This window comes from Streptomyces sp. DSM 106670, assembly GCF_055792845.1.
This window is the reverse complement of sequence record NZ_CM147704.1, coordinates 1827561-1848248: the sequence shown is the minus strand read 5'-3', so window position 1 is coordinate 1848248 and position 20688 is coordinate 1827561. Positions and strand designations below refer to the sequence as shown.

At 69.5% G+C, this 20688-nt stretch carries 20 protein-coding genes and 1 riboswitch; of the genes, 14 read left to right on the top strand and 6 right to left on the bottom strand.

The window, feature by feature from the left end; genetic code table 11:
- Window positions 1–146: 146 nt before the first annotated feature.
- A complete protein-coding gene (locus ACSMXR_RS08100) occupies window positions 147–503 on the top strand; it encodes a HesB/IscA family protein (protein WP_003969624.1) in 357 nt (118 codons plus the stop codon).
- 100 nt (window positions 504–603) lie between these two features.
- Here the strand turns inward: ACSMXR_RS08100 and ACSMXR_RS08095 are convergent, their stop codons facing one another.
- Entirely contained in the window at window positions 604–2043 is a 1440-nt protein-coding gene (locus tag ACSMXR_RS08095) for a hypothetical protein (protein ID WP_473171500.1), read from the bottom strand.
- 197 nt (window positions 2044–2240) lie between these two features.
- Window positions 2241–2438, bottom strand: a complete 198-nt coding sequence (locus ACSMXR_RS08090; RefSeq protein ID WP_030080661.1) for a hypothetical protein — start codon at window positions 2436–2438, stop codon at window positions 2241–2243.
- A 156-nt stretch (window positions 2439–2594) separates the two neighbouring features.
- On the opposite strand from ACSMXR_RS08090, the gene ACSMXR_RS08085 reads away from it, so the two are divergent.
- The gene (locus tag ACSMXR_RS08085) at window positions 2595–3569 is read left to right on the top strand and encodes a carbohydrate kinase family protein (RefSeq protein WP_137232730.1); all 975 of its coding nucleotides are present in this window, start codon (window positions 2595–2597) and stop codon (window positions 3567–3569) included.
- Here ACSMXR_RS08085 and ACSMXR_RS08080 read toward each other — a convergent pair whose 3' ends face one another.
- Window positions 3570–4961 carry an aminotransferase class V-fold PLP-dependent enzyme gene (locus ACSMXR_RS08080; protein WP_473171499.1) on the bottom strand — a complete coding sequence of 464 codons (1392 nt, stop codon included), beginning with the start codon at window positions 4959–4961 and terminating at the stop codon, window positions 3570–3572.
- A 273-nt stretch (window positions 4962–5234) separates the two neighbouring features.
- On the opposite strand from ACSMXR_RS08080, the gene ctaC reads away from it, so the two are divergent.
- From ctaC to ACSMXR_RS08060, 4 genes are all read left to right on the top strand, one after another.
- The gene (ctaC, locus tag ACSMXR_RS08075; RefSeq protein ID WP_030080655.1) at window positions 5235–6203 is read left to right on the top strand and encodes an aa3-type cytochrome oxidase subunit II; all 969 of its coding nucleotides are present in this window, start codon (window positions 5235–5237) and stop codon (window positions 6201–6203) included.
- On the top strand, window positions 6200–7936 hold the full coding sequence (gene ctaD / locus ACSMXR_RS08070; RefSeq protein ID WP_030622653.1) for an aa3-type cytochrome oxidase subunit I: 1737 nt from the start codon (window positions 6200–6202) through the stop codon (window positions 7934–7936). The genes ctaC and ctaD overlap by 4 nt, the downstream gene beginning before the upstream one ends.
- On the top strand, window positions 7933–8331 hold the full coding sequence (locus ACSMXR_RS08065; protein WP_030086552.1) for a cytochrome c oxidase subunit 4: 399 nt from the start codon (window positions 7933–7935) through the stop codon (window positions 8329–8331). Before ctaD ends, ACSMXR_RS08065 begins: the two co-directional genes overlap by 4 nt.
- Window positions 8332–8472: 141 nt before the next feature.
- Window positions 8473–9726: a L,D-transpeptidase gene (locus ACSMXR_RS08060; protein WP_137232728.1), complete on the top strand. Its 1254-nt coding sequence runs from the start codon at window positions 8473–8475 to the stop codon at window positions 9724–9726.
- Between the two features lie 58 nt (window positions 9727–9784).
- Here ACSMXR_RS08060 and ACSMXR_RS08055 read toward each other — a convergent pair whose 3' ends face one another.
- The gene (locus tag ACSMXR_RS08055) at window positions 9785–10186 is read right to left on the bottom strand and encodes a DNA-binding transcriptional response regulator (RefSeq protein WP_137232727.1); all 402 of its coding nucleotides are present in this window, start codon (window positions 10184–10186) and stop codon (window positions 9785–9787) included.
- 199 nt (window positions 10187–10385) lie between these two features.
- Between ACSMXR_RS08055 and ctaE the strand changes: the two genes are divergently transcribed.
- The 6 genes from ctaE to ACSMXR_RS08025 all read left to right on the top strand — a co-directional run bounded on the left by ctaE (window position 10386) and on the right by ACSMXR_RS08025 (window position 17555).
- A complete protein-coding gene (gene ctaE, locus ACSMXR_RS08050) occupies window positions 10386–11006 on the top strand; it encodes an aa3-type cytochrome oxidase subunit III (protein WP_030086558.1) in 621 nt (206 codons plus the stop codon).
- Between the two features lie 56 nt (window positions 11007–11062).
- Complete coding sequence (gene qcrC / locus ACSMXR_RS08045; protein WP_137232726.1) at window positions 11063–11872, top strand: cytochrome bc1 complex diheme cytochrome c subunit; 810 nt, start codon at window positions 11063–11065, stop codon at window positions 11870–11872.
- Entirely contained in the window at window positions 11869–12921 is a 1053-nt protein-coding gene (qcrA, locus tag ACSMXR_RS08040; RefSeq protein WP_137232725.1) for a cytochrome bc1 complex Rieske iron-sulfur subunit, read from the top strand. The genes qcrC and qcrA overlap by 4 nt, the downstream gene beginning before the upstream one ends.
- A complete protein-coding gene (qcrB, locus tag ACSMXR_RS08035; protein WP_137232724.1) occupies window positions 12918–14567 on the top strand; it encodes a cytochrome bc1 complex cytochrome b subunit in 1650 nt (549 codons plus the stop codon). The genes qcrA and qcrB overlap by 4 nt, the downstream gene beginning before the upstream one ends.
- 123 nt (window positions 14568–14690) lie before the next feature.
- The gene (gene trpD, locus ACSMXR_RS08030; RefSeq protein ID WP_137232723.1) at window positions 14691–15755 is read left to right on the top strand and encodes an anthranilate phosphoribosyltransferase; all 1065 of its coding nucleotides are present in this window, start codon (window positions 14691–14693) and stop codon (window positions 15753–15755) included.
- 96 nt (window positions 15756–15851) lie between these two features.
- Window positions 15852–15969: riboswitch (SAM riboswitch) on the top strand.
- Window positions 15970–16175: 206 nt separating this feature from the next.
- The gene (locus tag ACSMXR_RS08025; protein ID WP_473171498.1) at window positions 16176–17555 is read left to right on the top strand and encodes an aminotransferase class V-fold PLP-dependent enzyme; all 1380 of its coding nucleotides are present in this window, start codon (window positions 16176–16178) and stop codon (window positions 17553–17555) included.
- A gap of 66 nt (window positions 17556–17621) precedes the next feature.
- On the opposite strand, the gene ACSMXR_RS08020 is transcribed toward ACSMXR_RS08025, so the two are convergent.
- Both ACSMXR_RS08020 and ACSMXR_RS08015 read right to left on the bottom strand, forming a co-directional pair.
- Window positions 17622–17903 (bottom strand): Lrp/AsnC family transcriptional regulator, encoded by a 282-nt coding sequence (locus ACSMXR_RS08020; RefSeq protein ID WP_003969641.1) that lies wholly within the window; start codon window positions 17901–17903, stop codon window positions 17622–17624.
- Window positions 17900–18649: a rhomboid family intramembrane serine protease gene (locus ACSMXR_RS08015; protein ID WP_137232721.1), complete on the bottom strand. Its 750-nt coding sequence runs from the start codon at window positions 18647–18649 to the stop codon at window positions 17900–17902. The genes ACSMXR_RS08020 and ACSMXR_RS08015 overlap by 4 nt, the downstream gene beginning before the upstream one ends.
- Window positions 18650–18842: 193 nt before the next feature.
- Between ACSMXR_RS08015 and ACSMXR_RS08010 the strand changes: the two genes are divergently transcribed.
- Together ACSMXR_RS08010 and ACSMXR_RS08005 are read left to right on the top strand one after the other, a co-directional pair.
- Entirely contained in the window at window positions 18843–19085 is a 243-nt protein-coding gene (locus tag ACSMXR_RS08010) for a hypothetical protein (RefSeq protein WP_003969643.1), read from the top strand.
- A gap of 39 nt (window positions 19086–19124) precedes the next feature.
- Complete coding sequence (locus tag ACSMXR_RS08005) at window positions 19125–20486, top strand: NYN domain-containing protein (RefSeq protein ID WP_137232720.1); 1362 nt, start codon at window positions 19125–19127, stop codon at window positions 20484–20486.
- Window positions 20487–20688 lie beyond the last annotated feature (202 nt).

Sequence of the window (20688 nt, the reverse complement as noted above, 5' to 3'; positions counted from 1 at the left end):
GCCGATAGCGTCGATGTGACGCATCCCCCGGGCGACCGGGTGTGCGAGCATGAAAAGGAACAGACAAGCGCTTGGCCCGGAATGAATCCGCGGCCGAGGCGGTTGAACCGTCGGCAAGCAGTCCGTACAACCCGGGAGAGAAGCAGATGTCCGTATCGGACGAGACCACCACCGTGAGCGACGGCATCCTCCTGTCCGACGCCGCCGCCGCCAAGGTCAAGGGCCTGCTGGAGCAGGAGGGCCGCGAGGACCTGGCGCTGCGCGTCGCCGTTCAGCCCGGCGGTTGCTCGGGCCTGCGCTACCAGCTCTTCTTCGACGAGCGTTCGCTCGACGGTGACGTCGTGAAGGACTTCGACGGTGTCAAGGTCGTCACCGACCGGATGAGCGCCCCGTACCTGGGCGGCGCCTCCATCGACTTCGTCGACACCATCGAGAAGCAGGGCTTCACGATCGACAACCCGAACGCCACCGGCTCCTGCGCCTGCGGCGACTCCTTCAGCTAAACGCCGAGGGCGGGACACACGGCATACGGCGGCGGCCCCGGGAATCACTCCCGGGGCCGCCGCCGTACGTGTGCCGTGCAGGCGTCGGCCGCCGTCCGCGTCAGCCGCGCGGCACCGCACCGCCCGAGGCCGCGTCGATCACCGTACGGTCGCCCAGCGGCTTCTCCAGCGTCACCGTCCGGGTCAGCTCCTTGGCGATCATGATGCAGGCCTTCTTGCCCTCCTGCGGCTTCTCCGTGACCGAGATCCGGACCTGGCCCGCGCTCTCCTGGGCGCTCGCCGTGTACGTACTGCACACACCGCCCCAGAAGGTCACATCGAGGGTCCGCCCGTCCGCGCCGTACGAGGTCACCTTCCGGTCCCCGGAGGGCGTCGGCGTCTGAGGCTTCTCGATGAACTTCGGGTCCACGGCGACCTGCGTGACCGTGTGCTCGGGACCGCCCGGCGCCTGCCGGACCGTGAACAGCCAGGACGGCACCAGCGTCTGCCGGCCGTCCACGTAGTTCAGCGCCAGGCCGAACACCGCGTCCTCGACCGTCTGCGTCACCGGGGCCCGCTTGCCGTTCGACGGCACGCACTGCGGGTCCGACGGGGACTTCTGCTCACCCTCCAGCGGGACGGGGGTGGCGCAGCCGCCGATGTCACCGGAGGCGTCGCCCTTGCCCCGGCTCGCCGCGTTCAGCTGCTTCAGCGCCTCGTCCGCGCCGACCGTCGGATAGGTGGCGCCATTCTCCAGCGCCTTCAGATGTCCGCTGCCGCCGGTCACCTTGCCGTCCGGGCCCACCTGGACCCCGGTCGACCAGCCGTACGTCGGCAGCCCGTCGATCTTCGGATCGGCGTTGACCACCCGGACGTCGCCCATCAGCTGGCCAGCGTTCAGCGCCGCGTCGTCCTGCCCGGCCGCCTTGAGCACCGGGACCGCGGCCGCCTTCGCCGCCTTCTCGCTCACCGGGTCGCCGCCCGGCTCCGTGGGCCCGTTCGCGCACATCTTCCCCGGCTCGCACGGTGTGGTGGGGGTGGTGCGGGCGAACGTCCACGTGCCCGGCGCCTGCTTCGTCACCTTCAGGAGCGCACCGGGGCCGTCGTCGTCGCCGACCACCCAGGACGCGCCCTCGGTACGCGGCGAGCCCGGGATGCCCAGCGCCTTCGCCAGCCGGGCGACATCGGCCGACGCGACCGTGCCCTTCGCGTGGTGGACGGCCGCCTCGTCCGGGCCGTCCGGGAGGTCGCCGTCGGCCCGGTAGGTCACGGGCGGGCCGCCCGGATCCGGTTCACCGGGGGCGATGCCCGGGGGAGGGGTGTCGGAGGACGAGGCGGCCCGGTCCGGGCCGTCCGCGGCGGCATCCAGGGCCAGCGGCGGGGCCTCGCCCTTCGCCGCCGCGCCGCTGTCCGTCCTGCCGCCGTCGCCCGAAGCGGTCGAGGCCCAGTACGCCCCGCCGCCCCCGGCCAGCAGCACGGCCGCGGCCACCGAGGCCACCGCGAGCGGCGGACGCCGCCGCCGGGGGCCGGTCACGTCGTTGTCGGGTCGCTCGGTGCTCACCGGATCGCTCCTTCGGCTGCGTTGCCGTCGCGGTGCCTACCGCGTGCCCCCGGACGGGGACACCGATGGGACGGAACGGAGGAGCGTGCGGTTCCCCCGGCCGGCGGCGGCCCGGACGCGGGCGCCGTACGGTTTTCGCCGGAACCTGCAACGAAAGGGCCGAAACATGGTGTCGTCCGGCCCGGCCGGGGCCGCCCTCAGTCGCCGTACTCGGACATCGCGTCGATCAGCCGCGCCGACGAGGGCGGCACCGTCACCCCGTTGATCAGGGACGGCTTCACCGGAACCGGCGCGCTCTTCACCGGCGCCGTCCAGTGCGGAGCCATCCGCGCGCAGTCTCCGCGCAGTGCGGCCAGGCTCAATTCCGACTCGGGCAATGCGGTGTGCTTCGACATATCCGCACCGTAACCACGGTCGAGCTCAGGTAGAAAGCCCTACTATCGGGTAGTTTTCCCTTTTCCCGGCCGTCGGCTCACCCGGTAGCGTGAACTGTCACGTCGTCCCGGAGGGCGCACTCACGGCCCTTCGCCTTCCGCAGGAGTAGCCTCCCCGTGCGTATTGCAGTCACCGGCTCGATCGCCACTGACCACCTCATGACCTTCCCCGGCCGCTTCGCCGACCAGCTGGTCGCGGATCAGCTGCACACGGTCTCCCTGTCCTTCCTGGTCGACAACCTCGATGTGCGCCGGGGCGGTGTCGCCGCCAACATCTGCTTCGGGATGGGCCTGCTCGGCACCAAGCCGATCCTGGTGGGCGCCGCCGGATCCGACTTCGACGAGTACCGCGCCTGGCTCGACCGGCACGGCGTCGAGACCGGTTCGGTCCGGATCTCCGAGGTGCTGCACACCGCCCGCTTCGTCTGCACCACCGACTCCGACCACAACCAGATCGGCTCCTTCTACACGGGCGCGATGAGCGAGGCCCGTCTCATCGAGCTGAAGAGCGTCGCCGACCGCGTCGGCGGCCTGGACCTCGTCTCCATCGGCGCCGACGACCCGGAGGCGATGCTCCGCCACACGGAGGAGTGCCGCTCCCGGAACATCCCGTTCGCCGCCGACTTCTCGCAGCAGATCGCGCGGATGGACGGCGACGAGATCCGCATCCTCCTCGACGGCGCCACCTACCTCTTCTCCAACGAGTACGAGAAGGGGCTCATCGAGTCCAAGACCGGCTGGAGCGACGAGCAGATCCTCGCCAAGGTCGGCCACCGTGTCACCACCCTCGGCGCCCGCGGTGTCCGGATCGAGCGGGTCGGCGAGCCGGTCATCGAGGTCGGCTGCCCCGAGGAGGAGACCAAGGCCGACCCCACCGGCGTCGGCGACGCCTTCCGGGCCGGCTTCCTCTCCGGCCTCGCCTGGGGCGTCGGCCTGGAGCGCGCCGCCCAGGTCGGCTGCATGCTCGCCACCCTGGTGATCGAGACGGTCGGCACCCAGGAGTACACCCTGCGCCGCACCCACTTCATGGACCGCTTCACCAAGGCGTACGGTCACGAGGCCGCCGCCGACGTCCGTCAGCACCTGGCCTGATCAGCCGAGCCGGCGGACCACATAGGCCGAACCCCGGTCCGTCGGCTCCTCGCCCACGTACTCCTGGCCCCGCATCTCGCACCAGGCCGGGATGTCCAGCCGGGCCGCCTCGTCGTCGGCGAGCACCGTCACCGTGGCGCCCACCGCTACCTCTCCGATCACCTTTGCGAGTTCGATCACCGGGATCGGGCAGCGCCGGCCCAGCGCGTCGACCACCAGGGACGCGGCGGGGCCGGGGGAGGGGGGCGTCGAGCGCGGGGCGACCGGGGCGCCGAGCCGCTCGCGTACCCCGGCCACCACCCCCGGCAGGACCTCCAGGAAGCGGTCCACGTCCGCCCCGGCCGTGCCCGGCGGCAGCGACACCCGGATGTTCCCCTCCGAGAGCACCCCCATCGCCTTGAGCACATGGCTCGGTGTCAGGGTGCTGCTGGTGCAGGACGAACCGGACGATACGGAAAATTCCCTACGGTCCAGCTCATGCAGCAGGGTCTCCCCGTCGACATAGAGACAGGAGAAGGTGACCAGATGCGGCAGCCGCCGCACCGGATCGCCCACCACCTCGACATCGGGCACCCGCTCGGCCACCACCGACCGGATCCGGTCCACCAGGGCCCGCAGCCGCACCGCCTCCGCCGCCGCCTCGTCCCGTACCGCGCGCAGCGAGGCGGCCGCCGCCACGATCGCCGGCAGGTTCTCGAACCCCGGCGCCCGCCCCGACTCCCGCTCCCCGGCCGGTCCTTGGGGCGAGAAGCGCGTCCCCTTGCGGACCGCGAGCAGCCCGACCCCGGCCGGACCGCCCCACTTGTGCGCGCTCGCCGTCAGCAGCGACCAGCCCGCCGGGACCGGCCCCCAGCCGAGCGACTGGGCCGCGTCCACCAGCAGCGGCACCCCGGCCTCCGTACAGAGCGCGGCGACCTCGGCCACCGGCTGCTCGGTGCCCACCTCGTGGTTGGCCGACTGGAGACAGGCCAGCGCGGTGTCCGCCCGCAGCGCCCCGCCGAACACCGCGGGGTCCACCGCACCGGACCGCTCCACCGGGACCTCGGTGAACGAGCCGCCCGCCGCCTCGTGGGCCGCCGCCGAATGGAGTACCGACGAGTGTTCGACCGCGGAGAGGGCCAGATGGCGGCCGACACGCCGACGCCCCGAAAGAGCCCCGGCAATTCCGGCGTGCACCGCCGTCGTCCCCGAGGAGGTGAAGACCAGCTCGTCCGGGCGGCATCCGACGGCCTCCGCCGCCGCCTCCCGGGCCGCGTCCAGCAGCAGCCGGGCCCGCCGCCCCTCCCGGTACAGCCTGGCGGGATCGGCCCAGCCCTCGTCGAGCGCGGCAAGCAGCGCCTGGCGTGCGACGGGGTGCAGGGGGGCGGCGGAGGCGGCATCGAAGTAGGGCACCCCGCCACGCTAGCCCGCACCCGGCCCCACCTCGGCGGGGGCCGCCCCTTCCGGACGGGCGAGTGGCCGTCAGATGAGGGCCGGAGGGCCGGATTCCATCCCCAGGGGGTGTCGGGCGGCGCGTTGGGCACCCTCCCCGCGCGACCCCAAATAGCGTCCAGTAGGGTTTGGTCCGCATAAACATCCAAACCCCTGCCCGCGTCAGGGCCGGCGACCGACCAGAGACATACGGGCGCGCCGACCGTGCGGGCGAGACTCTCGGGAAGGCGCTACGTGAGTCCCAACGGCTCCGACCGCTCGTCGCGGCGCCCGATGCGGCGGAAGCTGCCGCAGGTGCTGACTGCGGGCCTGGTCCTGGCGACAGCCTCCGGTTGTTCATACAACTGGGAGGATTTTCCCCGCCTCGGAATGCCCACACCGGTAACGGAAGAGGCCCCTCGGATCCTCTCCCTCTGGCAAGGCTCGTGGGCGGCAGCGCTCGTCACGGGTGTCCTTGTCTGGGGGCTGATCCTCTGGAGCGTCTTCTTCCACCGGCGTAGCCGGACCAAGGTGGAGGTACCCCAGCAGACCAGGTACAACCTGCCCATCGAGGCGTTGTACACAGTGGTTCCCCTCATCATCGTCTCGGTGCTCTTCTACTTCACCGCGCGTGATGAGTCGAAGCTCCTCGAGCTCTCCGACAAGCCCGCCCATACCATCAACGTGGTCGGCTACCAGTGGAGCTGGGGCTTCAACTACATCGAGAAGGTGGACGGCCAGCCCGCGGCGGGCCCCGAGCTCCCCAAGGAACTCGACGCCATCCCCGACCGGTTCCGCAAGGACTTCCCCGAGGGCGCCGGCGGCGTCTACGACGTGGGCATCCCCGGGACCCGTAACCCGCAGAACGGCAACCCGGGTCCGACCCTGTGGCTGCCGAAGGGGGAGAAGGTCCGCTTCGTCCTCACTTCGCGTGACGTCATCCACTCCTTCTGGGTGGTGCCGTTCCTCATGAAGCAGGACGTCATCCCGGGCCACACCAACGCGTTCGAGGTCACTGCCACCCGTGAGGGCACCTTCATGGGCAAGTGCGCCGAGCTCTGCGGAGTCGACCACTCCCGGATGCTCTTCAACGTCAAGGTCGTCTCCCCGGAGCGTTACCAGCAGCACCTCAAGGAGCTCGCTGAGAAGGGTCAGACGGGCTACGTGCCGGCGGGCATCGCGCAGACGGACCCGGCCAGGAATGCGGAGAAGAGCCAACTGTGAGCATCCTCAACGAACCTCAGGGTGCCGCTCCGGCAGACGACTCGTACGAGGACGAACTGCCCGTGCGGCGCAAGCAGCCGGGAAACATCGTCGTGAAGTGGCTGACCACCACCGACCACAAGACGATCGGTACGCTCTACCTGGTCACCTCGTTCGTGTTCTTCTGCATCGGCGGACTCATGGCGCTCTTCATGCGCGCCGAGCTGGCCCGTCCGGGCACGCAGATCATGTCGAACGAGCAGTTCAACCAGGCGTTCACGATGCACGGCACGATCATGCTGCTGATGTTCGCGACGCCGCTGTTCGCCGGATTCGCGAACTGGATCATGCCGCTGCAGATCGGCGCGCCCGATGTGGCGTTCCCGCGGCTGAACATGTTCGCGTACTGGCTGTACCTCTTCGGTTCGCTCATCGCGGTGGCGGGCTTCCTCACCCCGCAGGGCGCGGCCGACTTCGGCTGGTTCGCCTACTCCCCGCTCTCGGACGCGGTCCGTTCGCCGGGTGTCGGCGCCGACATGTGGATCATGGGTCTGGCCTTCTCCGGCTTCGGCACGATCCTCGGTTCGGTCAACTTCATCACCACGATCATCTGCATGCGCGCCCCCGGCATGACGATGTTCCGCATGCCGATCTTCACCTGGAACGTCCTGCTGACCGGTGTTCTGGTCCTGCTGGCCTTCCCGGTCCTCGCCGCCGCGCTCTTCGCGCTGGAGGCCGACCGTAAATTCGGTGCGCATGTATTCGACGCGGCCAATGGCGGCGCATTGCTCTGGCAACACCTCTTCTGGTTCTTCGGCCATCCAGAGGTGTACATCATCGCGTTGCCATTCTTCGGAATCATTTCCGAGGTCATCCCGGTATTCAGCCGCAAGCCGATGTTCGGCTACATCGGTCTGATCTCCGCGACGATCGCCATCGCCGGCCTTTCCGTGACGGTGTGGGCGCACCACATGTACGTCACGGGCGGTGTGCTGTTGCCGTTCTTCTCCTTCATGACGTTCCTCATCGCCGTACCGACAGGCGTGAAGTTCTTCAACTGGATCGGCACGATGTGGAAGGGGTCGTTGTCCTTCGAGACACCGATGCTCTGGGCCGTCGGCTTCCTGATCACCTTCACCTTCGGTGGTCTGACCGGCGTCATCCTCGCCTCGCCCCCGATGGACTTCCACGTCTCGGACTCGTACTTCGTCGTCGCGCACTTCCACTACGTCATCTTCGGCACCGTGGTCTTCGCGATGTTCTCCGGATTCCACTTCTGGTGGCCGAAGTTCACCGGCAAGATGCTGGACGAGCGGCTCGGCAAGATCACGTTCTGGACGCTGTTCGTGGGCTTCCACGGCACGTTCCTGGTGCAGCACTGGCTCGGTGCCGAGGGCATGCCGCGGCGTTACGCGGACTATCTCGACGCCGACGGCTTCACCGCGCTGAACACGATCTCGACGATCTCCTCCTTCCTGCTCGGCCTGTCGATGCTGCCGTTCTTCTACAACGTGTGGAAGACCGCCAAGTACGGCAAGAAGATCGAGGTCGACGACCCGTGGGGTTACGGCCGTTCGCTGGAGTGGGCGACCTCCTGCCCGCCGCCGCGGCACAACTTCCTCACCCTGCCGCGGATCCGTTCCGAATCCCCGGCGTTCGACCTGCACCACCCGGAGATCACGGCGCTCGAACAGTTCGACCACCTCTCCGAGTCGGACAAGGCCCTCGCCGGCGGCAAGGAGGCAGGCAAGTGAAGATCCAGGGACAGATGTTCATCTGGCTGAGCGTCTTCATCCTCGCCATGGCCGCCGTGTACGGACTGTGGTCGAAGGAGCCGGTCGGCACCACGGCGCTCTTCCTGGCCTTCGGGCTGTCCATCATGATCGGCTTCTACCTGGCCTTCACGGCCAACCGGGTCGACGCGATGGCCCAGGACAACAAGGAGGCCGACGTCGCCGACGAGGCGGGCGAGCTGGGGTTCTTCTCCCCGCACAGCTGGCAGCCGCTCTCCCTGGCGGTCGGCGGAGCCTTCGCCTTCATGGGCGTCGTCTTCGGCTGGTGGCTCCTGTACTTCTCCGCCCCCCTGCTCCTGATCGGCCTCTTCGGCTGGGTCTTCGAGTACTACCGGGGCGAGAACCGCACCCAGTGACACCGCACTCCGTGCCACCGCGCCGGCGGTGACATGTGCTACACCACGAAAGGCCCGCATCGCCGAAGGCGACGCGGGCCTTTCGCTCGTTCGGAGTCACTGAACGCGCTGGAACGGATGAACCTTCATAGCGTGGACGGCATGAACCACACGCCTCGCATCCGCACCGTAGTGAGCTGCACCCTGCTGGTCGTGACCCTCGCCGCGGGTGCGACCGCCTGTGGCTCACCCGACGGCCACCCGCTCTCGACGAAGCCTTACGACGCGGGCGACCAGGTCTCCTTCAACGGCCCCTCCAAGAAGGAGAAGGCCGACCCCGACAAGCCCCTGGAAGTCACCGTCAAGGGTGACGACGGGCGCATCACCGACGTCAGCGCCGTGGACACCGGCGGCCGCCACCTCGCGGGGGAGCTCTCCGCGGACGGGAAGCGCTGGCGCTCCACCGCCCCGCTCGCGGCCGGCACCGGATACACCGTCAGGGTCTCCACCGAGAACAGCGACGGCGCCCCAGGCGTCCGTACGCTCTCCTTCGGCACCTCCTCGCCCAAGAAGCTGCTGAAGGTCGCCTTCGGCCCGGAGGCGGGCACCTACGGCGTCGGACAGCCCATCACGGCGGAACTCAGCGCTCCGATCACCGACAAGGCGGCCCGGGCCACCGTCGAGCGCGCCCTGAAGGTCCGCTCCACCCCGGCGGTCACCGGCTCCTGGTACTGGGTCGACGACAAGAAACTGCACTTCCGTCCGAAGGAGTACTGGCCCGCGAACGCCACCATCGAGGTGCGCTCCAACCTGGCGGGCATCAAGGTGACCAACGCCCTCTACGGCGCCGAGGCCAAGCCCCTGAAGCTCACCACGGGCGACCGGATCGAGGCCGTCACCGACGCCTCGGACCACTCCATGACGGTGTACCGCAACGGAGAAGTGATCAACACCATTCCGGTCACCACCGGCAAGCCCGGCTTCTCCACCCGCAACGGGGTCAAGGTGGTCCTCGCCAAGGAGCAGTTCGTCCGTATGCGCGGCGAGAGCATCGGCATCGCGGCCGGCTCATCGGAGTCGTACGACCTGCCGGTCTACTGGGCCACCCGGGTGACCTGGAGCGGCGAGTACGTCCACGCCGCCCCCTGGTCCACGGGCTCCCAGGGCAACGCCAACGTCAGCCACGGCTGCACCGGCATGAGCACCGGCAACGCCGAGTGGTTCTTCGACACCGTGCGCGAGGGCGACATCGTCAAGGTCGTCGGCAGCGCCGGCGAGGACATGGACCCGTTCGGCAACGGGTTCGGCGACTGGAACCTCTCCTGGGAGAAGTGGCAGAAGGGCAGCGCCCTGAACGAAGGGGCGCCGGACAGCCCGCAGACCCTCCAGGCCGCCCGACTGCGTCCCCACGTCTGACCCGGGCCGGATAGTGCCCCGCTGCGCGGAACGGCCCTCAGCGGGGCACAGGGGCCGCTCAGGCCTCCACGGCGAGCCGGTGGCGCAGCAGCGCCGCCAGCGCGTCGGCGAACTCCACCGGGTCCACCGGGAGCGTCACAGCGGCGTCCGCACGGCTCCAGGTGGCCAGCCACGCGTCCTGCGGGCGGCCGATCAGCAGGAGCACCGGCGGGCAGCGGAAGATCTCGTCCTTGATCTGGCGGCAGACGCCCATGCCGCCGACGGGGGCCGTCTCCCCGTCCAGCACGCAGACGTCGACGCCGCCGCCGTCCAGCGCCTTCAGGACGGCCGGGAGCGTCGCGCACTCCAGGAACTTCACCGGTGGAACGTCCGCGGCAGGCCTGCGACCGGCTGCCAGCCTCACCTGCTCGCGGATGTTGGCGTCGTCGCTGTAGACCAGGACCGTGGCGGTCGCCTGCATTGTTCCTCCGTGACATCGACGTCGTCGGGGCTCTCGGGGCATGAACCGATGCGCGGATCGTACTCCGCCCGACCGGCCGTCAGCACCGGTAATGACGACGATTCGATGGGCCGTTCGGCGCAGGGCAGGACCCCTGCAGACGGTACGGACACACCGAACGGCACCCCCCGGGGTGAGGGCGGGATAAGCGACCGACATAATGTCGGTCGTGGCGACAGCAACGACAGTAGAAACCGGGCACGCGCACCCGTCGGTCAATCGGCCGAACCTCACCAGCGTCGGAACCATCATCTGGTTGAGTTCCGAGCTGATGTTCTTCGCGGCCCTCTTCGCGATGTACTTCACCCTGCGATCGGTGATGGGACCCGATTACTGGAAGGAGATGGCCGGCCATCTGAACTTCCCGTTCTCGGCGACGAACACCACGATCCTGGTGCTCTCCTCACTCACCTGCCAGCTCGGCGTCTTCGCCGCCGAGCGGGGCGATGTGAAGAAGCTCCGCACCTGGTTCATCATCACGTTCGTGATGGGTGCGATCTTCATCGGCGGCCAGGTCCTGGAGTACACCGAGCTGGTCAAGGACGCGGGGCTCTCCCTCTCGTCCGACCCCTACGGCTCGGTGTTCTACCTGACCACCGGCTTCCACGGTCTGCACGTGACAGGCGGTCTCATCGCCTTCCTGCTGGTCCTCGGCAGAACGTACGCGGCCAAGAGGTTCACCCACGATCAGGCCACCGCCGCCATCGTCGTGTCCTACTACTGGCACTTCGTCGATGTCGTATGGATCGGCCTGTTCGCAACGATCTACATGATCAAGTAACCCGGGCTCGCACCCGCCCACCATCGACGCAGAAGATCCTGACACCGGGGTAATCCGTGAAAAAGCTCTCCGCACGACGACGCCATCCGCTGGCGGCGGTCGTCGTACTACTCCTCGCGCTGGCGGCCACCGGGGGGCTGTACGCCGCGTTTGCGCCTGCGGGCAAGGCGCAGGCCGATGAAACCGCCCAGTCCCTCGCCATCGAAGAGGGCAAGAAGCTCTACGCCGTAGGCTGCGCCAGCTGCCACGGAACCGGCGGTCAGGGCACCACCGACGGGCCGTCCCTCGTGGGCGTGGGCTCCGCCGCCGTCGACTTCCAGGTCGGTACGGGCCGTATGCCCGCGCAGCAGCCGGGCGCCCAGGTACCGAAGAAGAAGGTCATCTACACCCAGGCGGAGATCGACCAGCTGGCGGCGTACATCGCGTCGCTCGGCGCCGGTCCGGTCACGCCGACCGACAAGCAGGTCGACCCGTCGGGCGCGAACGTCGCCAACGGTGGCGAGCTGTTCCGCACCAACTGCGCCCAGTGCCACAACTTCACCGGTAAGGGCGGGGCCCTGACGGAGGGCAAGTACGCCCCCGACCTCGAAGGCGTGAGCCCGAAGCACATCTACGAGGCCATGCAGACCGGCCCGCAGAGCATGCCCTCCTTCCCCGACACGACGATGCCGGAGCAGGAGAAGAAGGACATCATCGCGTACATCGAGTCCGTGAACGGTGACGAGACGGAGAGCCCCGGCGGCCTGGCCCTCGGCGGTCTCGGTCCGGTCAGCGAAGGTCTGTTCGCCTGGATCTTCGGACTCGGCGCGCTCGTCGCAGTCGCCGTTTGGGTCGCGGCCCACACCGCTAAGGCCAAGAAGTCATGAGTAGCCAACAGATTCCAGAAGACAGCCTGCCCGTGGTGCAGGAGACCGCGCACGGCGCGGTCGAGGGTACGGACGACCCGTTCGCCGACCCGGGACTGCCGGCCCACCAGCCGCGCATCCAGGACCTCGACGAACGCGCCGCGAACCGCTCGGAGCGCGCCGTCGCGTTCATGTTCACCCTCTCGATGCTGGCGACGGTGGGCTTCATCGCCTCCTACGTCATCTTCCCGGTGGACAAGATCGTCTACATCTGGCCCTTCGGCCATGTGAGCGCGCTCAACTTCTCCCTGGGTCTCACCCTGGGCGCGGCGCTCTTCTTCATCGGAGCGGGCGCCGTCCACTGGGCGCGCACCCTGATGTCCGACGTCGAGGTCGCCGCCGACCGGCACCCGATCGAGGCGGAGCCCGAGGTCAAGGCCCAGGTCATGGCCGACTTCGCGGCCGGCGCCGAGGAGTCCGCGATCGGCCGTCGCAAGCTGATCCGCAACACCATGTTCGGTGCGCTGGCCCTGGTGCCGCTCTCCGGTGTGGTCCTGCTGCGCGACCTCGGTCCGCTGCCGGAGAAGAAGCTCCGCAACACCCTCTGGGCGGAGGGCAAGCAGCTCATCAACATGAACACGATGAAGCCGCTGCGCCCCGAGCACATCACCGTCGGGTCGCTGGCCTTCGCCATGCCCGAGGGGCTCGACCCGGAGTCTCACGACTTCCAGACGCAGATGGGCAAGGCCGCCCTGATGATCGTCCGCATCGAGCCGGACGACATCAAGGACAAGCGCCAGCGTGACTGGGCCCACGAGGGCATCGTCGCGTTCTCCAAGATCTGCACCCACGTCGGCTGCCCGATCAGCCTGTACGAGCAGCAGACGCACCACGTGCTCTGCCCGTGCCACCAGTCCACCTTCGACCTCTCCGACGGCGCTCGCGTCATCTTCGGTCCGGCCGGCCACCCCCTTCCGCAGCTGCGGATCGGTGTCAACAGCGAGGGCAACCTCGAGGCGCTCGGCGACTTCGACGAGCCCGTCGGTGCTGCCTTCTGGGAGCGCGGATGAGTACTGCGACAAACAACCCCTCCGGCGCCGAACCGGTGAGCGGGCGCAAGGCTCCGGCCGGCGAGCGGGTGGCCGACTGGGCGGACGGCCGGCTGGGCATCTACGGCCTGGCCAAGGCCAACATGCGCAAGATCTTCCCGGACCACTGGTCCTTCATGCTCGGTGAGGTCTGCCTCTACAGCTTCATCATCATCATCCTCACGGGTGTGTATCTGACGCTGTTCTTCCAGCCGAGCATGGGCGAGATCGTCTACCACGGTCCGTACGAGCCCATGCAGGGCATCCGGATGTCCGAGGCCTACGCCTCGACCCTGAAGATCAGCTTCGAGGTCCGCGGCGGTCTGCTCGTCCGGCAGATCCACCACTGGGCCGCGCTGATCTTCCTGGCCGGCATGTTCGTGCACATGATGCGCGTCTTCTTCACGGGCGCCTTCCGCAAGCCGCGCGAGATCAACTGGCTCTTCGGCTTCCTGCTGTTCGTGCTCGGCATGTTCACCGGGTTCACCGGCTACTCCCTCCCGGACGACCTGCTCTCCGGTACGGGTGTCCGCTTCACCCAGGGCGCGATCCTGTCCGTGCCGATCGTCGGTACGTACATCTCGATGTTCCTGTTCGGCGGCGAGTTCCCCGGCCACGACTTCGTGGCCCGGTTCTACTCGATCCACATCCTGCTGCTGCCGGGCATCATGCTCGGCCTGCTGGTGGCCCACCTGATCCTGGTCTTCTACCACAAGCACACGCAGTTCGCGGGTCCCGGCCGGACCAACAAGAACGTCGTCGGCATGCCGCTGCTGCCCGTGTACATGGCGAAGGCCGGAGGGTTCTTCTTCCTCGTCTTCGGCGTCATCGCGGCCATCTCGGCCATCGCCACGATCAACCCGATCTGGGGGATCGGCCCGTACCGGGTCGACCAGGTGTCCACCGGCGCCCAGCCCGACTGGTACATGGGCTTCGCCGAGGGTCTGGTCCGTGTGATGCCGGGCTGGGAGATCAACCTGTGGGGCCACACGCTCGTCCTGGGCGTGTTCATCCCGCTGGTCGCCTTCGGTCTGGTGCTCGGTGTCATCGCGCTCTACCCGTTCATCGAGTCCTGGATCACCGGCGACAAGCGCGAGCACCACATCCTGGACCGCCCGCGCAACGCCCCGACGCGTACCGCGTTCGGCGTCGCCTGGATCACGGCGTACTTCGTCGGCCTCGTCGGCGGTGGAAACGACCTGTGGGCCACGCACTTCCACCTGTCGATCAACTCGATCACCTGGTTCGTCCGGATCTTCTTCTTCGCCGGACCGGTCATCGCGTTCATCGTCACCAAGCGGATCTGCCTCGGCCTCCAGCGCCGCGACAAGGAGAAGGTGCTGCACGGTCGCGAGACCGGCATCATCAAGCGCCTGCCGCACGGTGAGTTCGTCGAGATCCACGAGCCGCTCAGCCAGGGGCAGCTGCACACGCTCACGGCGCACGAGCAGTACACGCCGCTCGAACTCGGCCCCGCGGTCGACGAGAACGGCGTCAAGCGCAAGATCTCCCCGGTACAGAAGCTGCGCGCCAAGCTCAGCAAGGGGTACTTCGCCGACGGGAACCAGATCCCCAAGGCGACCCCCGAGGAGTACAAGGAGATCACCGAGAGCCACAGCCACCACTGATCAGCTGACCTGATCGCCACCGCGAGAGCCCCGTCCATTCGATGGACGGGGCTCTTCGCGGTCCTCCCGGCTGGATAGGGTGGAGCCGATCCTTCTGACCGGCTGTGGACCCTGGAGCGGACCATGAACGTTGTGACCCCGAACGGCGGCGACAGCGTGGCGGCCCACTCCTGGCCCGGCCTGCTGAACCCCCTGCTGCGCGGCGAGAACCTCAGCTCCGACGAGACCGCCTGGGCCATGGACCGCATCATGAGCGGCGAGGCCACCGACGCGCAGATCGCCGGGTTCGCCGTCGCGCTGCGGGCCAAGGGCGAGACCGTCGACGAGGTCACCGGACTCGTCCGCGCGATGTACGCCCACGCCAACACCATCCAGGTGCCCGGCCGCACCGTCGACATCGTCGGCACCGGCGGCGACCTCGCCAAGACGGTCAACATCTCGACCATGTCCGCGATCGTCATCGCCGGCACCGGCGCCAAGGTCGTCAAGCACGGCAACCGCGCGGCCTCCTCCGCGAGCGGCTCCTCCGACGTACTGGAGAAGCTCGGCGTCAACCTGGAGCTGACCCCGCAGCGGGTCGTCGAGGTCGCCGAGGCGGCGGGCATCACCTTCTGCTTCGCCGTGAAGTTCCACCCCGCCCTGCGGTACGCCGCCAAGGCCCGCAAGGAGCTCGGCGCGCAGACCACGTTCAACATCCTGGGCCCCCTCACCAACCCGGCCCAGGTGCGCGCCCAGGCGGTCGGCGTCGCCGACGCCCGGATGGCGCCCATCGTCGCGGGCGTGCTCGCCGACCGGGGCAACTCCGCGCTGGTCTTCCGCGGCGACGACGGGCTCGACGAGCTGACCACCACCGCCACCTCCCGGGTCTGGGTGGTCCGCGACGGCGCGGTCCGCGAGGAGGCCTTCGACCCGCGCGACGTCGGGCTGCCCATCGTGCCCGTCGAGGCGCTGCGCGGCGCCGACGCCTCGTACAACGCCGATGTGGCCCGCCGCCTGCTGGACGGCGAGAGCGGTGCGGTACGGGAGGCGGTGCTGCTCAACTCGGCGGCCGCCCTGGTCGCCCTGGACCCGGGCGCCGGCCCGCTGGCCGAGCAACTGGCGGCGAAGATCGCGGTGGCGGCCGAGGCCATCGACTCCGGAGCCGCCAAGCGTGCTCTGGAGCGCTGGATCGCGGCCAGCAACGCCTGAGCGGAGTCCCAGGCGGACACGGTGTGACGCAGGGCGCAGTCCGGATGCCGGACTGCGCCCTTGCGCGTGTGCACAGGTATGGCAAGATGCTGCGCAGGTCATGAGTGACAGCGACTACGGCCCCGGCCCGCTGTCCGGCAACCCTCCGTCCGTGGCGGGGTGCCCCGGGTGAAGACCAGGCCGTAGGCAGCGAGGTCTGCGGCAAGCGCGGGCCCCTCGGCATCCAGCGGATGCCAGCCCCCGGGGTCCTGGTCCCTAGGGAGCCTTCTGTGAGCAAGCGAATGCGTTAGGGCTCGTCCCAGGGCTTTTCCGTGCCCTGTGCTGACCGCCCTTCTTCAGCGCACCTTTTTTCCTTCCTTCTCCGCGTCGTCGCGTATCCGCGGGCGCGTGGATTTCGCCTGCCTGTTACGGGAGTTCGCCATGTCTGTCTCCACCGCTGCCCTCGACCCGTCGGTTTGTGCCCCGCTGCCCGTTCTGGGGCAGGACGTCACCGTTCCGCTCGTCACCGGCGGTGAGGTCACCTACGCCGCGCTCGACTACGCCGCCAGCGCCCCGGCCCTCCAGCGGGTCTGGGACGACGTCGCCGCGTACGCCCCGTACTACGGCAGCGTCCACCGCGGCGCCGGCTACCTCTCGCAGCTCTCCACCGACCTCTTCGAGAACAGCCGCCGCACGGTCGCGGAGTTCCTCGGCTGCCGCGCCGAGGACCAGGTGGTCTTCACCCGCTCCACCACCGACTCCCTCAATCTGCTGGCCGCCGCGATCCCCGCCGACTGCCAGGTCTTCGTGTACGAGACCGAGCACCACGCCTCCCTGCTGCCCTGGCGCGACGCCCAGGTCACCTACCTCAACGCGCCCCGCACTCCGGCCCAGGCCGTCGAGACGCTGGAGCGCGCGCTCGCCGCCCGCGACCCCTACGGCCCGGCCCTCGTCTGCGTCACCGGCGCCTCCAATGTGACCGGTGAGCTGTGGCCGGTGCGGGAACTGGCCGCCGCCGCCCACGCGCACGGCGCCCGCATCGTCCTGGACGCCGCCCAGCTCGCCCCGCACCACCCGGTGGACATCGCCGAACTGGACGTCGACTGGGTCGCGTTCTCCGGCCACAAGCTGTACGCGCCCTTCGGCTCCGGGGTCCTGGCCGGCCGCGCCGACTGGCTCCGGGCGGCCGAGCCGTACCTCGCCGGCGGCGGCGCCTCCCGCAAGGTCGCCCGGCGCGCCGACGGCGGTGTGGACGTCGACTGGCACACCACGGCCGCCCGTCACGAGGCCGGTTCGCCCAACGTCATCGGCGTCTACTCCATCGCCTCCGCCTGCAAGGCCCTGACCGAGGCGGGCTTCGACTCCCTGGTCGCCCGGGAGCAGGAGCTGGTGGGCCGGGTCCGTGAGGGTCTGGCCGCGGTGCCCGAGGTGCAGGTGCTCTCGCTGTTCGGCGACGACGCGCCCCGGGTCGGCGTCATCTCCTTCGTGGTGCGCGGCTGGAACAGCTCGCACTTCGCCGCCGCGCTCTCCGCCGAGTACGGCATCGGCGTCCGCGACGGTCTGTTCTGCGCCCACCCGCTGGTGCGCACCCTGCTCGGCAGCGACCCGCAGGACCCGGGCGAGTGCGGCGCCCCCGAGGCCGAGCCGGGCGAGCGCTCGCTCAACGCGATCCGCGTCAGCTTCGGCGCCGGTACGCCCGACGAGCACATCGACCGGTTCCTGCGCGCGGTGACCGAGCTGGTCCGCGAGGGCGCCCAGTGGAAGTACCGCACCGAGGACGGCCGCTGCGTCCCGGACCGCGGCGAGGCCGCGCAGGTCTGAGGCCCGGAAACCACTTCGGCCGGGGACGGGCAGCGAGCCCGTCCCCGGCCGAAGTGTGCCGAGGCCCTACGCGTCGAGGCCGATGGCGAAGGCCGCTTCCAGGTCGTGCTGGGAGTACGTACGGAACGCCACATGGGTGTCGGTGCCCTCGACGCCCGGGATCTTGCTGATCCGGCCGGGGATGACATCGGCGAGGTCGTCGTGCCGGGCGACCCGGACCATGGCGATCAGGTCGTAGGTGCCGGTGACGGAGAAGACCTCGCTGACGCTGTCCAGCGCGGCGATGGCCTCGGCGATCTCCGGAATCCGGTCCACGCTGGTCTTGATGAGCACGATCGCGGTGATCACGGCTGACTGTCTCCCTCGGTGGCTGGAACCTTCACTCTAGCTCTCCGCCCATAACGCACCCACGCGTACAGGAACCCGACCGCGAACCCGGCCACATGGGCCAGATACGCCACTCCCGGCCCGGCGTCCGCGCCCTGCGCCGCCGCCCACTGGAGGGCGAACCAGAAGACCAGCACGATCCAGGCGGGAAAGCGCAGCGGCAGGAAGAAGAGGAACGGGAACAGGCTGGTCACCCGGGTCTTCGGGAAGAGGTAGAGGAACGCGCCGAGCACCGCGGAGATCGCGCCGGACGCCCCGACCAGCGTCTGCCCGGAGTCCGCGTGCGCCGCCGCGTAGCAGACCAGCGCCACATAGCCGCAGCCCACGTAGAACAGCGCGAACTGCACCCGGCCCATGCGCTCCTCGGCCATCGCGCCGAACACGTACAGGAACAGCAGGTTGCCCAGCAGGTGCAGCCAGCTGCCGTGCACGAACAGCGCGGTGAACGGCGTGATCAGGGCGTGCGCGGAGCCCTCCCACAGCTCCGCCGGGATCACCCCCCACCGCTCGAAGTACCCGGCCTGCGCGGCGAGCAGCGCGTCCTCGCTCCGGTGGGCGGCGCCGCCGAACCCGGAGAGCGGGCTGATCAGGAAGACCACGCCGCAGACGCCGATCAGTCCGTACGTGACCGGGGCGCCGCTCGACGCCGCCGCGTCCCGGATCCTCCCCGCCGTGGTCCGCCAGTCGGCCTGCCGCCACTCGATCATGTACAGAGCATGACGTACCGGCGGAGAACGGGACGGAGCGCCTCGCCGTGCCGATGCCTATACGCGAGGCCGTAGGGTTACGCCAGGACTTCCGCAGTTCGACGGCGCACCGCGAGATCCTTGACGTAGACAGGTGGAGTCGCGGCGGCGCGCCCGGCGCGGGCTCCTGGAGACGACGAAAGAGGACGCAACGATGACGACGGTTCCCCTGCCGACCGACTCGACCCGCTGGCGCTGCACCCTGTGCGGCAACCTCACGCGCTTCGACGTGACCCGTTCCTCCAAGGTCGTGGAGTACGTGCACCTCGACCTGGCCGGTGAGTCGAGTGTCGAGGAGCGGGAGGTCGTCAGTGAGACCATCGAGTCGGTCCGCTGTCGTTGGTGCAACGCGGTGGATCAGATCGAACTGGTGGACAGGCCGGGTGCCGCTTCCTGAGGGAGCGCACCCTTCGACATATCTATGGGGTGACGGACGGTGGATCAGCCGACCAGCGGCGCCGGACCGGCCGATGAGGCCGACGGCGGTGCAGAGGCGCTCGGCCGTCCGCTGCCCGAGGGTGTGCGACGGCGGGTCGTCGCGCTGGTCTCGGACGCCTTCGGCGGACTGACCGTCTCCGAACTGCCCGCCCAGCTGCGGCAGTACGCCCGGTTCACCCCGACCCGGCGGGCCAAGTTCGCCGGGAACGCGATGGCCGCAGCGCTGGAGAGCGACGCCCTCTTCCGGCAGCGCATCGGTGAACGGCTGGCCCAGTCCCAGCCCGAGCTGACCGGCGCGCTGGAGGCGGGTTCGCCGCCCGCTGCCGCCGATCCCCTCGACGTGGCCGCGGCCGCCTATGTGCTGCGCCCGGCCGGCTGGGTCAAGCTGGTCGAGGCGGCCGGCGAGGAGGTCCAGCGCGCCGACGCGGAACGGGCGGACGAGGAGACCCGGCGCGAACTGGAGCAGCTGCGCGAGGAGCTGGAGCGGGCCCGCGCCCACACCCGTACCGAGACCGAACGACTGCGCACCGAGCTGGAGGCGGCCCGCAAGGAGGCCGAGTCGCTGCACCGCAAGCTGCGCAGCGCGCTCAGCGAGGTGAAGCGCGGCGAGGCCGCCCTGCGCCGCAGCGCCGCCGAGACCGACACCGTACGGGCCGACGCGGCCGCCCAGCTCTCCGCCGTGGAGAGCGAGTCGCGGCGGCTCAAGGGGCGGCTGGGGGAGGCCGAGGCGGCCCTGGAGGCGAGCCGGCGGGCCGCCCGCGAGGGCCGCTCGGTGGAGGACATGCGGCTGCGGCTGCTCCTGGACACCGTGCTGGACGCGGCCTCGGGGCTGCGCCGCGAGCTGGCGCTGCCCCCGGCGACCACCCATCCCGCCGACACCGTGGACGCGCTGGAGCCGGGCCGGATGTCGCCCAAGGACATTGCCGCGCGCGCTCTTTCGGAGACCGATCCGGCCCTTCTCGACCAGCTGCTGGCGCTGCCGCAGGCGCACCTCATCGTGGACGGCTACAACGTCACCAAGACCGGCTATCCGCAGATGCCGCTGGAGAAGCAGCGGTTGCGGCTGCTGGGCGGTCTCTCGGTGCTCGCGGCGCAGACCGGCGCGGAGATGACCTGTGTCTTCGACGGGGCCGAACTGGCCGCTCCGGTGCTGCTCGCCCCGCCGAGAGGCGTACGGGTGCTGTTCAGCAAGCCCGGCGTCACGGCGGACGAGGTGATCCGTCAACTGGCCCGCGCGGAACCGCCGGGGCGGCCCGTGGTCGTCGTCTCCACCGACCGCGAGGTGGCGGACGGTGTGGCGAAGGCTGGGGCGCGACCGGTCGCGTCCGTCATGCTCCTCAAGCGCCTTTCGCGCGTCTAGAGAGATTTGCACGGCATGTGTGACATGCCGGATTTCTGGGAACGTACCGTCAAGTCACCGCTACACGCGGTGGGGTGAGAGTAAAGAAGTGCCTGGTGTGACGAGAAAAATCCTGTGAGGATTTGAACTGATCACAAGATGGTCACTAGGGTCAGGCCTCGAACCTTCGCACGGTTGATCACCCATTGGGGGTGACGGCGAA